The 14,768-nt window shown below is 71.9% G+C and carries 12 protein-coding genes; 9 read left to right on the plus strand and 3 right to left on the minus strand.

The features are described 5' to 3' along the window. The first annotated feature begins 493 nt into the window (after positions 1–493). From AB0E14_RS11665 to AB0E14_RS11675, 3 genes are all read left to right on the plus strand, one after another. Complete coding sequence (locus AB0E14_RS11665; RefSeq protein ID WP_362415107.1) at positions 494–1,483, plus strand: SCO0930 family lipoprotein; 990 nt, start codon at positions 494–496, stop codon at positions 1,481–1,483. Positions 1,484–1,762: 279 nt separating this feature from the next. Beyond that, complete coding sequence (locus tag AB0E14_RS11670; protein ID WP_362415109.1) at positions 1,763–2,575, plus strand: SAM-dependent methyltransferase; 813 nt, start codon at positions 1,763–1,765, stop codon at positions 2,573–2,575. Further along, entirely contained in the window at positions 2,572–4,797 is a 2,226-nt protein-coding gene (locus AB0E14_RS11675; RefSeq protein ID WP_362415111.1) for an EAL domain-containing protein, read from the plus strand. The genes AB0E14_RS11670 and AB0E14_RS11675 overlap by 4 nt, the downstream gene beginning before the upstream one ends. Before the next feature lie 9 nt (positions 4,798–4,806). On the opposite strand, the gene AB0E14_RS11680 is transcribed toward AB0E14_RS11675, so the two are convergent. Then, on the minus strand, positions 4,807–5,703 hold the full coding sequence (locus tag AB0E14_RS11680; RefSeq protein ID WP_362415113.1) for a LysR family transcriptional regulator: 897 nt from the start codon (positions 5,701–5,703) through the stop codon (positions 4,807–4,809). Between the two features lie 72 nt (positions 5,704–5,775). On the opposite strand from AB0E14_RS11680, the gene AB0E14_RS11685 reads away from it, so the two are divergent. The 5 genes from AB0E14_RS11685 to AB0E14_RS11705 all read left to right on the plus strand — a co-directional run bounded on the left by AB0E14_RS11685 (position 5,776) and on the right by AB0E14_RS11705 (position 10,753). After that, a complete protein-coding gene (locus AB0E14_RS11685) occupies positions 5,776–6,498 on the plus strand; it encodes a succinate dehydrogenase (protein ID WP_362415115.1) in 723 nt (240 codons plus the stop codon). A gap of 1 nt (position 6,499) precedes the next feature. Then, positions 6,500–8,443, plus strand: coding sequence for a fumarate reductase/succinate dehydrogenase flavoprotein subunit (locus AB0E14_RS11690; protein WP_362415117.1), 1,944 nt, complete (start codon positions 6,500–6,502; stop codon positions 8,441–8,443). After that, positions 8,440–9,186 carry a succinate dehydrogenase/fumarate reductase iron-sulfur subunit gene (locus AB0E14_RS11695; RefSeq protein ID WP_362415119.1) on the plus strand — a complete coding sequence of 249 codons (747 nt, stop codon included), beginning with the start codon at positions 8,440–8,442 and terminating at the stop codon, positions 9,184–9,186. Before AB0E14_RS11690 ends, AB0E14_RS11695 begins: the two co-directional genes overlap by 4 nt. A gap of 320 nt (positions 9,187–9,506) precedes the next feature. Further along, positions 9,507–9,902, plus strand: coding sequence for a tyrosinase cofactor (locus AB0E14_RS11700; protein ID WP_362415121.1), 396 nt, complete (start codon positions 9,507–9,509; stop codon positions 9,900–9,902). Between the two features lie 23 nt (positions 9,903–9,925). Next, positions 9,926–10,753, plus strand: a complete 828-nt coding sequence (locus AB0E14_RS11705) for a tyrosinase family protein (RefSeq protein WP_362415123.1) — start codon at positions 9,926–9,928, stop codon at positions 10,751–10,753. A gap of 62 nt (positions 10,754–10,815) precedes the next feature. On the opposite strand, the gene AB0E14_RS11710 is transcribed toward AB0E14_RS11705, so the two are convergent. Next, entirely contained in the window at positions 10,816–11,670 is an 855-nt protein-coding gene (locus tag AB0E14_RS11710; protein ID WP_362415125.1) for a helix-turn-helix domain-containing protein, read from the minus strand. A gap of 130 nt (positions 11,671–11,800) precedes the next feature. Here AB0E14_RS11710 and AB0E14_RS11715 point away from each other — a divergent pair, with 130 nt between their 5' ends. After that, the gene (locus tag AB0E14_RS11715; protein WP_362415127.1) at positions 11,801–12,364 is read left to right on the plus strand and encodes a YceI family protein; all 564 of its coding nucleotides are present in this window, start codon (positions 11,801–11,803) and stop codon (positions 12,362–12,364) included. A gap of 37 nt (positions 12,365–12,401) precedes the next feature. On the opposite strand, the gene AB0E14_RS11720 is transcribed toward AB0E14_RS11715, so the two are convergent. Further along, positions 12,402–14,756, minus strand: coding sequence for an excinuclease ABC subunit UvrA (locus tag AB0E14_RS11720; protein WP_362415129.1), 2,355 nt, complete (start codon positions 14,754–14,756; stop codon positions 12,402–12,404). Positions 14,757–14,768: the final 12 nt, after the last annotated feature.

Here is a 14,768-nt window from a genome sequence, read left to right on the forward strand (position 1 = left end):
GGGGCGGGCAGGGGCGGGGGCGGCGGGTCCGCCCGTACGGGAGGCGGCGGCGCGGGCTTCGGCGGCGCGGGATCCGGTGTGGGCGCCGGTCGCGGCGGCCGGGGAGGGGTCGGTGTGGGCGAGCACGCGCCGGGACCGATGACCGCGACCGAGGTGTTCGAGCCACCGGGCCCGGTCGTGGCGTAGGCACAGGCGTCGGCGGCCGCGGGCGCCGGAGCGGCGAGCAGCCACAGCAGCACGCCGGCCGTCAGGGCCCGCCGTAAGGGAGATCCGTACAGAGACACGCGGAAGAGCATGATCACAGTCCTGGCCCAGCACGCCGTGAATCGGCGCGGATTCCCCGGATGGTGGGGATCTGCGTGTCCGCCGGTTTGACGATCTTCGGAACTTTCTTCGGCTTCCGTTGAGTACGACGCCCGCGCGGTCCGTACTCCATGCCGGGAAGCGACCGCACGGGGTCGCCTCAACAGGCAAGAGAACAACGGGAGTTGAGATGAAGACCTGGCGGAACGCGGCGCTCGCACTCACGGCGGCGGCCGTACTCGCGCTGACGACGGCGTGCGGTCAGGAGAAGGGCGACCAGACGCTGGGCGGTCAGCCGGCGGGAGCCGCCAACCCGGCGGGCGCGCCCGCCGACAGCGGCTACGCCTCCGGGGGCTACGGCTCCGGTTCCGGTGCCGCCGACGGGAGCGGTGCCGAACCCGCCGGGCAGCTCGCGGTGTCCACGACCAAGCAGCTCGGCAAGGTGGTCACCGACAGCGAGGGCTTCACCCTGTACCGCTTCGACAAGGACTCCTCCTCCCCGCCGAAGGCGACCTGCGAGGGCGACTGCGCCGCGGTGTGGCCCGTGGTCGGCGCCGAGGGCGCCGAGCCCCCGGCCGGCGTGGACGCCTCGCTGCTCGGCGAGGTCGCCCGCGCCGACGGCTCCACGCAACTGACCATCGGCGGCTGGCCGATGTACCGCTACGCCAAGGACACCAAGCCGGGCGACCTCAACGGGCAGGGTGTCGGCGGCACCTGGTTCGCCGCGGCCCCTGACGGAAAGAAGGCCGCGCCGGCCTCCGACGAGGGCGCCGAGGAAGGCGCGGAGGAGGGTGCGGAGGAGGCGCCGGAAACCGGTGCCGCGGGCCTCTCGGTGCGCAAGGACCCCAAGCTCGGTGACATCGTGGTCGATTCGCGAGGGATGACGGTCTACCGCTTCAAGAAGGATTCCGCCTGGCCCATGAAGACGGCCTGCACGGGCGCTTGTCTGGAGAAGTGGCCGGTTGTCGCCCCTGTCGACAAGAACGACATCGAGGGGATCACCAAGAAGGGCTTCGTCACCTTCGCGCGCCCCGACGGCATCAAGCAGCAGACGATCGACTGCTGGCCCCTGTACACCTTCGCCGGCGACAACGCGCCCGGAGACACCAACGGCCAAGGTGTGGGCGGTACCTGGTACGCCGTCTCCCCCGAGGGAAAGCTGGTCGGAGCGCCCAAGTAACTCCCCCGCGCAGCGCTTCCGGCCGGCCGGCCCGCCGTCACCCCGCAGGTGACGGCGGGCCGGCGCACGTCCATATGCACGTGAAAGTGCACGCGCTGAAGGCGTGAACTCTGCGTTCCTCACGCAGTTCCACGCGCACGTGCCAATGGCGTGTGACCAAGAACGGACCGCGAATTTCCGTTTCCACTCGCTCTCTCGGCGGGCGATCAGTAGCCTCGGCTCGAACACCGGCCGCGAACACATGGCCGTATCCCCCGTGGCGACTTGTTGGAGACATTGATGGAGCGTCCCGCCTGGGCCCCGCCGGGTATCGATATTTCGGTACCGAGCGTGTCCCGTATGTACGACTTCTATCTGGGCGGCTCGCACAATTTCGAGGTGGACCGGGAAGCGGCCCGCAAGGCCATGGAGTTCATGCCGGGTCTCCCCAAGATCATGCAGGCGAATCGGGCCTTCATGCGTCGCGCCGTGCGTTTCGCCGTCGACAACGGCGTCACCCAGTTCCTCGACATCGGCTCCGGCATACCGACGTTCGGCAACGTCCACGAGGTCGCCCAGGCGGCGTCCCCCGAGGCGCGCGTGGTGTACGTCGACCACGACCCGGTCGCCGTCGCGCACAGCCGCGCGGTCCTGGAGGGCAACGACCGCGCCGCCGTCGTCGCCGCCGACCTGCGCAAGCCGCGGGAGATCCTGAACAGCCCCGAGGTCCGCGAACTCCTCGACCTGGAAAGGCCGGTGGCGCTGCTCCTCGTGGCCGTCCTGCACTTCCTCGAGGACGAGGACGAACCGGGCGCGGCCGTCGCCGAACTCCTCGCCGCCCTCGCGCCCGGCAGTCTGCTGGTGCTGACCCACGCCTCGTACGAGGGCATTCCGCTCTCGCAGGACGAGGCCGCCGGCACCGTCGGGGTCTACAAGAGCATCCGCAACCCGCTCGTGATGCGCTCGCACGGCGAGATCAGCCGCTTCTTCGAGGGCTGCGAACTGATCGAGCCGGGCCTGGTGTCGATGCCCGAATGGCGGCCCGACAGCCCGGTCGAGGACGAGGATCCCTTCGCCTTCTCGGGCTTCGCAGGGGTGGGGCGCACAGCGTGAAGGTGCCGTCGCAGCCGTCCGGTTCCGGCGCGGAGCCGGACGGCCTCGAGGACAGACTCAGGCGGTTCGTGACGATCTGGAGCCGGGCCATCTTCCCGGTCACGGCCACCTCGATGACCCGCGCCGAGTTCGAGGGGCATCTGCTGCCGCTCGCCCGCGAACTGCGCGCCGCGCTGCACGACAGGTCCTTCGACACCGGCTCCGCGCACCGCGCGGGAGCCGCGCTCGTCGGCGTGCACTGCACCGAGCCCGACGCGCTCAGCCGCACCCTCGGGGTCATCGACTCCTACCTGGTGCTGTACTGCGGCGAGGAGGAGGCCGCCGCCACGAGGACGGCCACCCCGACCGCCCCGGCCGGCGCGGCGGCCACGGCCACGGGCGCCACCGCGGAGGAGCTGCGGGCCCGCTGCGCGCGGCTCCAGCACGCGATGGCCGCCGGTTTCGCCCAGGCGCTGCGCGAGCGGACGCGGCTGGAGCAGGAAGCCATCGCGCGGTCCGCGCTCAGCGCCCGCAGCGCCGCCGAGGTCGCCCTGCACATCACGGAGAGCCGGTTCCGCGCGGTCTTCGACGGCGCCGCCGTCGGGATCGGGATCGCCGACCTCGACGGCAATGTCCTGGAGGTCAACGAGACCCTCACCCGGATGTTCGGCGGGCTCGAACAGCACGTCCGCAGCCGCAACGTCAGCGAGTGGGCGCACCCCGAGGACGGCCCGCACGTCTGGAAGCTCTACGGCGAGCTGGTGCGCGGCGAGCGCGAGCACTACCGGGTGGAGAAGCCGTACTACCGGGGCGACGGAACGGTCCTGTGGACCAACCTCACCGTCTCCCTGCTGCGGGACGCCGAGGGCGTCCCGCAGTACCAGCTGGCGCTCCTGGAGGACACCACCGAACGGCGGCTGCTCAACCTGCGCCTGCGGTACGAGGCGACCCACGACGCGCTCACCGGGCTGCCCAACCGGACCCTGTTCTTCGAGCGCCTGGAGAAGGCGCTCTCCTCGCCCGACGGCGGGCGATTCGGCCTCTGTTACCTCGACCTGGACGGCTTCAAGGCCATCAACGACAGCCTCGGCCACTCGACCGGCGACCGGCTGCTCGTCGAGGTCGCCGACCGGCTGCAGAGCTGTGCCACGGCACCCGGCGAGATGGTCGCCCGGCTCGGCGGCGACGAGTTCGTCGCCCTGACGACCGGCCCGCACACCGAGCGGGAGGTCGTCGAGCTGGCGAACCGTATCCTCGCCTCGCTCGCCGCTCCCGTCCGGATCGACGGCCGCGAGCTGAGCGTCCGCGGCAGCGTCGGGATCGTCGAGGGACCGGCGGGGGAGCGGACCCCGGCGGAGGTGCTGCGCAGCGCGGACATCACCATGTACCGGGCCAAGTCGGCCGGTGGCAACCGCTTCGAGTTCGCCGACGCCGACGCCGACGCCCGCGCGATCACCCGGCACGGGCTCACCACCGCGCTGCCGGCGGCGCTGGAGCGCGGCGAGTTCTTCATCGAGTACCAGCCGCTGGTGCACCTCGGCGACGGCAGCGTGCACGGCGCCGAGGCGCTCGTACGGTGGTGCCATCCCCAGCACGGGGTGCTCGGACCCGACCGGTTCATCCCGCTCGCCGAGAACACCGGGCTGATCGTGCCGCTCGGCCGCTGGGTCCTCCAGGAGGCCGTCCGCCAGGCCCGGTTCTGGCAGACCCGGCACTCCGACGGCGGCCCGCTGCGGATCAACGTCAACCTCTCGCCGACGCAGCTGCACCACCCGCGCCTGGTCGCCGACACGGTCGACGTCCTGGAGCGGTCGGGGCTCGAACCCGGCGCGCTCTGCCTGGAGGTCACCGAGTCGGCGCTCATCGGCGCCGACGACGACCTCCTCAAGCCGCTGCGGCAGCTCGCCGAGATGGGCGTGGACATCGCCCTGGACGACTTCGGCACCGGCTACTCGAACCTGGCCAATCTGCGGCGGCTGCCGGTCAGCGTCCTCAAGCTGGACCGTTCCTTCACCCAGGGCATGCAGCAGCACCCGGCGGACCCGGTCGACCTGAAGATCGTCGAGGGCATAGTCTCCCTGGCGCACAGCCTGGAGCTGGCGGTGACGGTCGAGGGCGTGGAGACCGGCGCGCAGGCGCAGCAGCTCCGTGACCTCGGCTGCGACACCGCCCAGGGCTGGTACTACGCCCGCCCGGGCGCCCCCGACCGCATCCACTCGCTGGTCCTGGCGGACGCGGTGTAGCCGGGGGGATCAGGGGGCAGGGCGGTCACGCGTCGAGTGCAGGAGCAGTCGCTGGAGCTCCCGGGCCGCCCGCGGCGGGGCCACGTCGCTGCGGTGGGCCAGCGCGATCGTGCGGCGCAGGCCCGGCCGCGCCAGGGCCGTGACCCGCAGGTCGCGGCCCGCCCGGGCGGCCACCATCGCGGGCACCACCGCGACCCCCAGGCCCGCCCGCACGAAGCCGAGCACGGCGTCCATCTCGCCGCCCTCCACGGTGAACGAGGGCTCGAAGCCCTCCGCCCGGCAGGCCGCCACCGTCAGCTCCCGCAGGTCGTAGCCGTGCCGGAACATCACCAGGGGCTGGTCGCGCAGGTCCGCGATCCGCACCGGCCGCGCGGGCGCGGGCGCCGCCGCGCTCGACACCACCACCAGGTCCTCGCGCAGCAGCTCCACCGTCGTCAGCGCCGGTGACGGCGTCGGCAGCGGCAGCACCACGAGCGCCAGATCGAGCGCCCCGCGTGCCAGCTCCCGTACGAGATCGTGCGAGCCGCCCTCCTCGATGAGCAGCCGGATCCCCGGGTGCAGGTCGTGGAAGGCGCGGAGCACGTCCGGCAGCAGCCCCGTGCACAGGCTCGGCGTCGCGCCGAGCCGCACCCGGCCCCGCTTCAGCTGCACCAGCTCCTGCACCTCGTGCCGGGCCGTGTCCGTGTCCGCGAGGATCCGCCGCGCCAGCGGCAGCAGCGCCTCGCCCGCCTCGGTCAGCGCGATGTTCCCCCGCGCCCGGCTGAACAGCTCCGCCCCCAGCTCCTGCTCCAGGGCCCGGATCTGCTGCGACAGCGAGGGCTGGGAGACGTGCACCCGCTCCGCGGCGCGCGTGAAGTGCCGGGTCTCCGCCACGGCGACGAAGTACAGAAGCTGCTGGAACTGCATAGGCTCAGCCTATCGAGATGAGCCGAACCATGTCTTGGACCTCTCGGGCCCTTCGGCCCTAGCGTCGGATCCATGGCTCTGGCAACGAAGACGGCATCGAAGGAACGATCACCGTCGACCTCACGCCCCCGCGGCTTCTGGTCCTCGACCATCGGCAAGAAGACCGTCATGGCCGTCAGCGGTCTGATCATGCTCGGCTACCTGGTGGCGCACGTCGCCGGCAACCTCAAGGTCTTCTTCGGCCCCGAGGAGTTCAACGCCTACGGCCACTGGCTGCGGACCATGGGCGACCCCGTCCTGCACTACTCCTGGGCCCTCTGGCTGGTCAGGATCGTGCTGCTGGCCGCCGTAGTCGGCCACGCCGTCTCCGCCTACCAGCTCAGCAGGCGCGACATCAAGGCCCGCCCCACCGCTTACGTCCACCGCCGCAAGGGGGCCTCGTACGCCACCCGCACCATGCGCTGGGGCGGGATCATCCTGGCCCTCTTCATCGTCTGGCACATCCTCGACCTGACGACCGGAACCGTCCACTCCGGCGGCTTCCAGGAGGGCAGGCCGTACGAGAACGTGGTGGACACCTTCTCCACCTGGTACGGCAACGTCATCTACCTCGTCGCCATGCTCGCCGTCGGCCTGCACGTCCGCCACGGCTTCTGGAGCGCCGCCCAGACCCTCGGCGTCGGCAACGCCCGCCGCGAACGCCTCCTCAAGATCCTCGCGAACGGCCTCGCGCTCGTCCTGACCGCGGGCTTCGTCTCCGTACCCGTCGCCGTCATGACCGGAGTGGTGAGCTGACATGAGCTTCCTCGACTACACGACCGGCGAGCCGGTCGTCGACCACAAGGCCCCCGCGGGCCCCATCGCCGAACGCTGGGACACCCGCCGCTTCCAGGCCAAGCTGGTCAACCCGGCCAACCGGCGCAAGCACACCGTCATCGTCGTCGGCACCGGCCTCGCGGGCGGCTCCGCCGGCGCGACCCTCGCCGAACAGGGCTACCACGTCGTCCAGTTCTGCTACCAGGACTCCCCGCGCCGCGCCCACTCCATCGCCGCCCAGGGCGGCATCAACGCCGCCAAGAACTACCGCAACGACGGCGACTCCGTCCACCGGCTCTTCTACGACACCGTCAAGGGCGGCGACTTCCGCGCCCGGGAGTCCAACGTCCACCGGCTCGCCCAGATCTCCGTCGAGATCATCGACCAGTGCGTCGCCCAGGGCGTCCCCTTCGCCCGCGAGTACGGGGGCCTCCTCGACACCCGCTCCTTCGGCGGCGTCCAGGTCTCCCGCACCTTCTACGCCCGCGGGCAGACCGGCCAGCAGCTGCTGCTCGGCGCGTACCAGGCGCTGTCCCGGCAGATCGCCGCCGGCAACGTCGAGATGCACGCCCGCACCGAGATGCTCGACCTGATCGTCGTCGACGGCCGGGCGCGCGGCATCGTCGCCCGCGACCTGATCACCGGCGCGATCTCCACGCACTACGCGGACGCCGTCGTCCTCGCCAGCGGCGGCTACGGCAACGTCTTCTACCTGTCGACGAACGCCATGAACTCCAACGCCACCGCCGTCTGGCGGGCGCACCGGCGCGGCGCGTACTTCGCCAACCCCTGCTTCACCCAGATCCACCCCACCTGCATCCCGCGTACCGGCGACCACCAGTCCAAGCTGACGCTGATGAGCGAGTCGCTGCGCAACGACGGCCGCATCTGGGTCCCCAAGGCCAAGGGCGACACCCGCCCCGCCGCCGAGATCCCCGAGGACGAGCGGGACTACTACCTGGAGCGGATCTACCCCTCCTTCGGCAACCTCGTCCCGCGCGACATCGCCTCCCGCGCGGCGAAGAACGTCTGCGACGAAGGGCGCGGCGTCGGCCCCGGCGGACAGGGCGTGTACCTGGACTTCGCCGACGCCATCCGGCGGATGGGCCGCAAGGCGGTCGAGGAGAAGTACGGCAACCTCTTCGACATGTACGAGCGGATCACCGCCGAGAACCCGTACGAGGTCCCGATGCGGATCTACCCGGCCGTGCACTACACGATGGGCGGACTCTGGGTCGACTACGACCTCCAGACCACCGTCCCGGGCCTGTTCGCCATCGGTGAGGCCAACTTCTCCGACCACGGCGCCAACCGGCTCGGCGCCTCCGCCCTCATGCAGGGCCTCGCCGACGGCTACTTCGTCCTGCCGTCCACCATCAACGACTACCTGGCCCGCCACCCGCACGCCGAGCGCGTGACCGACGACCACCCGGAGGTACGGGAGGTGCTCGCCGAGACCGAGGACCGGCTGAACCTGCTGCTCGCGGTCGACGGCGACCGGACCCCGGACTCCTTCCACCGCGAACTCGGCGAGCTGATGTGGGAGTTCTGCGGCATGGCCCGCACCGACGAGGGGCTGCGCAAGGCGCTGGACCGCATCCCGCAGATCCGCGCCGAGTTCTGGCGCCGCATCAAGGTCCCCGGCACGGGCGAGGAGTTCAACCAGTCGCTCGAGAAGGCCAACCGGATCGTCGACTATCTGGAGCTCGCCGAGCTGATGTGCCTCGACGCGCTGCACCGGGCCGAGTCCTGCGGCGGCCACTTCCGCGAGGAGTCCCAGACCCCGGACGGCGAGGCCGCGCGCCGGGACGAGGAGTTCTCGTACGCGGCGGCCTGGGAGTTCACCGAGGGCGACGCCCCCGTCCTGCACAAGGAAGACCTCGTCTTCGAGTACGTCCACCCCACCCAGCGGAGCTACGCATGAAGCTCAACCTCCGCGTCTGGCGCCAGAAGAACGCCGACGCCCCCGGAGCCATGGCCACCTACGAGGTGGACGGCATCTCCAGCGACATGTCGTTCCTGGAGATGCTCGACACGCTCAACGAGGAGCTCACCCTGCGCGGTGAGGACCCGGTGGCCTTCGACCACGACTGCCGCGAGGGCATCTGTGGCGCGTGCAGCCTGGTCATCAACGGCGACGCCCACGGTCCCGAACGCACCACGACCTGCCAGCTGCACATGAGGTCCTTCCGGGACGGCGACACCATCGACGTCGAGCCCTGGCGCGCCTCCGCCTTCCCTGTGGTCAAGGACCTGGTGGTCGACCGCTCCGCCTTCGACCGCATCATCCAGGCCGGCGGCTACATCAGCGCCCCCACCGGCTCGGCCCCCGAGGCCCACGCCACCCCGGTGCCGAAGGCCGACGCCGACTTCGCCTTCGAGCACGCCGAGTGCATCGGCTGCGGCGCGTGCGTGGCCGCCTGTCCCAACGGCTCGGCGATGCTCTTCACCTCGGCGAAGGTCAACCACCTGAACGTCCTGCCCCAGGGCTCCCCGGAGCGCGAGAGCCGCGTCCTGGACATGGTCGGCCAGATGGACGCGGAGGGGTTCGGGGGCTGCACCCTCACCGGCGAGTGCGCCACGGCGTGCCCGAAGGGCATCCCTCTGCCGTCGATCGCCGCGATGAACAAGGAGTGGCTCCGCGCACAGCGCAAGGCGCGCGGCTGAATCGCGCGTTCCGGGGGCCGCGACCGCGACCGGTTTCGGACAGCCGGAGAGCGTGACCCCCGCCACGCGCCGCGCCCCGGAGTGGAAGATCTTCATGAGATCGTCGCGATCTCCGTAAGACTTTCACTCCGGAGGGCTTCGGTGCGTCCGCACCGCAAGATCAACTCAGTTCAACTCTGTACATTTCGCGCAGAGTTGTCCATTTCGCGGCCAACCGTCATCTGGTGATTTCCGGCGCTCCGTCACCCTTGGGTATTGATGGTCCTGCCGGGGGCATATGACCAACCCCCGGTCGTAACCGACCATTTGGGGGGACCATCATGTCCACGATCACCCGCCGCAAGGCCCTCGGCGTCGCCGCCGGCGCCGCCGGTGCCGTAGCCGGCCTCGCCGCCGCAGGGGCCGCCGACGCGGCCGCGCCGCTCACCGGTGCTGCCGCGGCGAGCGGCTCCGCCCCGGCCTCCTTCGACGAGACCTACCTGGGCCGGCGCATCAAGGGCGGCCCCGCGCACGGCGGCGGCCACCACGGGGGGCACCACGGAGGCGGCTACTCCGTGACCATCGACGGCGAGGACCTGCACCTCATGCAGAACGCCGACGGCACCTGGATCAGCGTGATCAGCCACTACGAGCCGGTCGCCACGCCCAAGGCGGCGGCCCGCGCGGCCGTCCGTGAACTGAGGGGCGCGTCCCTCGTTCCGCTCACCCTCGTCTGACCCGATCCAGGAGCCGCACCACCATGACCGTACGCAAGAACCAGGCCACCCTCACCGCCGACGAGAAGAAGCGCTTCGTCGACGCGCTCCTCGAACTCAAGCGCTCGGGCCGCTACGACGCCTTCGTCACCACCCACAACGCCTTCATCATGGGCGACACCGACAGCGGTGACAGAGTCGGCCACCGCTCTCCCTCCTTCCTCCCCTGGCACCGCCGCTACCTCATAGAGTTCGAGCAGGCCCTGCAGTCGGTCGACGCCACCGTCGCCCTGCCCTACTGGGACTGGACCGCCGACCGCACCGCCCGCTCCTCGCTCTGGGCCCCCGACTTCCTCGGCGGCACCGGCAGGGTCCGCGACGGCCAGGTGATGGACGGCGCGTTCGCCCGCGGCGGCAACCGGTGGACGATCAACGTCCGCGTCGACGGCCGTGACTTCCTGCGGCGCGACCTGGGCGCGGGCGGCCGCCAGCTCCCCACCCGCGCCGAGGTGGACTCCGTCCTCGCCATGGAGACGTACGACATGGCACCGTGGAACAGCTCGTCGGACGGGTTCCGCAACCACCTGGAGGGCTGGCGCGGTGTCAACCTCCACAACCGCGTCCACGTCTGGGTCGGCGGCCAGATGGGCACGGGAGTCTCCCCGAACGACCCCGTCTTCTGGATGCACCACGCCTTCGTCGACAAGCTGTGGGCCGACTGGCAGGCCCGTCACCCCCGGTCGGCGTACCTGCCGGCCGCGGGCACGCCGAACGTCGTGGACCTGAACGACACCATGCGGCCCTGGAACAACGTGACCCCCGCGGACATGCTGGACCACACGCGCCACTACACCTTCGACACGGCGGCCTAGGCCGTGTCCGGGAGGGCCGGCCCGGTGGCCGGCCCTCCGCCGGGGCCGTGACGGGCCCGGCGTCAGCCGCCGACCGCGCGCAGGGTGCCCGGGCGGCGGCCCGCGAGCCGGTCGAGGGCGGCGGAGGACGCCTCGTCGGCGGGCAGCCGCACCACCAGCTGCTGACCGTCCGCCTCCGACAGGTCGAGGACCTCGAACGCGAGGCGCAGCTCGCCGACCTCGGGGTGGACCAGGCGCTCGACACCCGAGCGGTCCGGCAGGACGCCCGAGGCGGTCAGCCGGTCGGAGAACGGCGCGCCCCCGGTGACCGTCAGCTCCCTGGCCAGCTCCGCCATCGCGGGGTCGGAGCCGGTGATGCCGAAGTACAGCGCCGCCACCTGCCGGTCCGCCACCCGGTCCCAGTCCGGGAAGACCTCGCGGGCCCGGGGATCGGTGAAGACGTACCGCGGCAGGCTCGGCGGATCGCCGTCGAGGAGGCCCAGCGGGCCCGCGAGCCGGGCATAGCCGTCGCTGTACGCGACGGTCTCGCCCAGCATGTTCGTGACGGCGGCCGGCGTCTCGCCGAGCCGGTCGATCAGGGCGCGCACCGTGGACCGCACCTCGCGGGCCGGCGCCGGAGCCGCCGCGCACAGGTGCCTGCCGCCGTCGGACTTCGCCAGCCGCCGCAGGTGCACACGGGCGTCGAGCGGCAACCGCAGCGCGTCGCTGAGCGTGCCGAGGACCTGCGCGGAGGGGTTGCGGTCCCTGCCCTGCTCCAGGCGGGCCAGGTACTCGACACTGATCCCGGCCAGCATCGCCAGCTCGGCCCGCCGCAGCCCCGGCGTCCGCCGCCGTGTCCCGGCCGGCAGCCCCGCCTCCGCGGGGGTGAGGGCCTCGCGGCGGGCGCGCAGGAACGCCCCCAGTTCGTTGTCGCTCATCCCCCGATCGTACGAGGCGGCACGCGCGTGAGGGTGGCCCTCTCACTACCACTCTCCGCGCTACCCGTCTGCGTGCTACCCCTCCCGGCACGGCCTTCCTCCCCGTGCGGCCAGGCAGCAGCGTGGAGCCATGACCAACGACGCACAGATCCCCACGACCGCCACCCCGACCGCGCTTCCGCTGACCGCCGGACGCTGGGCCTTCGACCCGCTGCACTCCTCGGTCGGCTTCACCATCCGCCACCTCGGCATCTCCAAGGTGCGCGGACGCTTCAACGAGCTGAGCGCCGAGCTGGTCGTCGGCGAGAGCCTCGCGGACTCCTCCATCACGGCGACCGTCGCCCTCGCCTCGATCGACACCGGCAACGCGGACCGGGACGCGCACGTGCGGGCCGCGGACCTCCTCGACGTCGAGAAGCGCCCGACCATGACGTTCCGGTCCACCCGGATCGGCGGCGCGGGGGAGGAGTGGACGCTGGAGGGCGACCTCACCATCGGGGACGTCACCCGCCCCATCACGTTCGACGTCGAGTTCGGGGGCGTCGTCGACGTCCCGGTGGACGGGAGCCGGCACGCGGGCTTCGACGCGACCGGGGAGTTCCGGCGCAGCGATTTCGGCCTCGACTTCGCGCCCGGCTTCCTCGGTGACGTGATCAAGGTGAGCCTGGAGGTCCAGTTCGTCGAGCCCCAGTAGACCTGGGCTCGGGGCGTTCAGCCCGTCGGGGTGGAGGTCACCGGTCGTCGAGCCGGGCCGCGAGGTACGGAGCGGTCCGGCTCGAGGCCACCGCCGCCACGGCCCGCGGCGGCCCCTCGGCGACGATCCGGCCGCCCTCCTCACCGCCGCCCGGACCGAGGTCGATCACCCAGTCCGCCGTGGCGACGACGTCCATGTCGTGCTCGACCACGACCACGGTGTGACCCGCGTCGACCAGGCCGTGCAACTGGCGCATCAGGACCTCGACATCGGCCGGGTGGAGCCCCGTCGTCGGCTCGTCCAGGACGTAGAGGGTGTGGCCCCGGCGCGGCCGCTGGAGTTCGGCGGCCAGCTTGATGCGCTGGGCCTCGCCGCCGGACAGCTCGGTGGCCGGCTGCCCGAGTCGCAGATGCCCGAGGCCGACGTCCAGCAGCGTCCGCAGGCTCCGCGCGGCGGCCGGGGTGTCGGTGAAGAACCCGGCCGCCGACTCGACCGTCAGGTCGAGCACCTCGGCGATGGTGAGCCCGCGCCACCGGACCTCCAGGGTCTCCGGGTTGTAGCGGGCACCCCGGCAGTCCGGGCAGGGGGCGTAGGTGCTCGGCAGGAACAGCAGCTCGACCGAGACGAAACCCTCGCCCTGGCAGGTCTCGCACCGCCCGCCGCTCACGTTGAACGAGAACCGGCCCGCCCGGTAGCCGCGGGCCCGCGCCTCCTCGGTGTCCGTGAACAGTTTCCGTACGACGTCGAAGAGGCCCGTGTACGTCGCCAGGTTGGACCGGGGAGTCCGGCCGATCGGCTTCTGATCGACCGTCACGAGCCGTCCCACGCCGTCGAGTTCCTCGCTCAACTCGCCGACCAGCGTCGACTTGCCCGAGCCCGAGACCCCGGTCACCGCCGTGAGCACCCCGGTCGGGAACGCCGCCGTCACGCCCGTCAGGTTGTGCCGGGTGACAGGGCCGACGCGCAGCGTCCCCGTGCCGGAGCGGACCGCCCGCTCCGGCACGGGGGCGCGGTCGAAGAGGTAGCGGCGCGTCGCCGACTCCGTCACCGCCGCGAGGCCGTCCGGCGGGCCGCTGTGCAGCACCCGGCCGCCGTGCGTCCCGGCCCCGGGCCCGACGTCCACGATCCAGTCGGCGTGCCGGACCACATCGAGATGGTGCTCCACCACGAACACCGTGTTGCCGGCCGCCTTCAGCCGGTCGAGGACCACCAGGAGCGCCTCGGTGTCGGCCGGGTGCAGACCGGCGGAGGGTTCGTCGAGGACGTACACGACACCGAACAGGCCCGAACGCAACTGGGTGGCGAGCCTGAGCCGTTGGAGCTCCCCGTTGGAGAGCGTCGGGGTGGCCCGGTCCAGGCTGAGGTAACCGAGGCCCAGTTCGGTGACCGTGCCGATCCGCGCGACGAGGTCCTCGGTCAGCACCCGGGCGGTCTCCGAGCCGTCGTGCTCCGCCAGGAGCCCGGCCAGGTCCGTCAGCGGCAGGGCGGCGAGACCGGCGATCGACCGGCCGGCGAACGTCACCGCGAGCGCCTCGGGACGGAGCCTGCCACCCCCGCAGACCGGGCAGGGCGCGCTGGTCAGGAAGCGCTCCGCCTTCGCCCGCAGCGTGGCGCTCTTGGAGTCGGAGAAGGTGTGCATCACATAGCGCCGCGCGCTCATGTACGTTCCCTGGTAGGGGCGTTGGATGCGTCCCGCGTCCCGTACCGGATGCACCGTGACGACCGGCTGCTCGTCGGTGAACAGGATCCACCGCCGGTCCGCCGCGGCCAGCTCCCGCCACGGCCGGTCGATGTCGTGGCCCAGGGCGTCGAGCACGTCGCGGAGGTTCTTGCCCTGCCACGCGCCGGGCCAGGCGGCGATCGCACCGTCCCGGATCGACAACTCCGGGTCGGGGACGAGCAGTTCCTCAGTGGTCTCGTGCACCCGGCCGAGACCGTGGCACTCCGGGCAGGCACCGGCGGCCGTGTTCGGCGAGAACGCGTCGGAGTCCAGCCGCTCGGCGCCCGCCGGATACGTACCGGCGCGGGAGAACAGCATGCGCAGCGAGTTGGAGAGCGTCGTGACCGTGCCGACCGAGGAGCGGGCACCCGGCGAGGAGCGGCGCTGTTCCAGCGAGACGGCCGGCGGCAGGCCGCTGATCTCGCCGACCTTCGGCGCCCCCACCTGGTGGATGAGCCGCCGCGCGTACGGCGCGACCGACTCGAAGTAGCGGCGCTGGGCCTCCGCGTAGATCGTCCCGAAGGCCAGGGAGGACTTGCCCGAGCCCGACACCCCCGTGAAGACGGCGATCGCGTCGCGCGGAATGTCCACGTCGACGCCGGCGAGATTGTGCTCGCGGGCGCCGCGCACACGGACGTACGGGTCGAAGGTGCCGGGGGAGCTGTGGGGCATGGGCCAGATTCT

The organism is Streptomyces sp. NPDC047981 (assembly GCF_040653315.1).
Classification (GTDB): Bacteria; Actinomycetota; Actinomycetes; order Streptomycetales; family Streptomycetaceae; genus Streptomyces.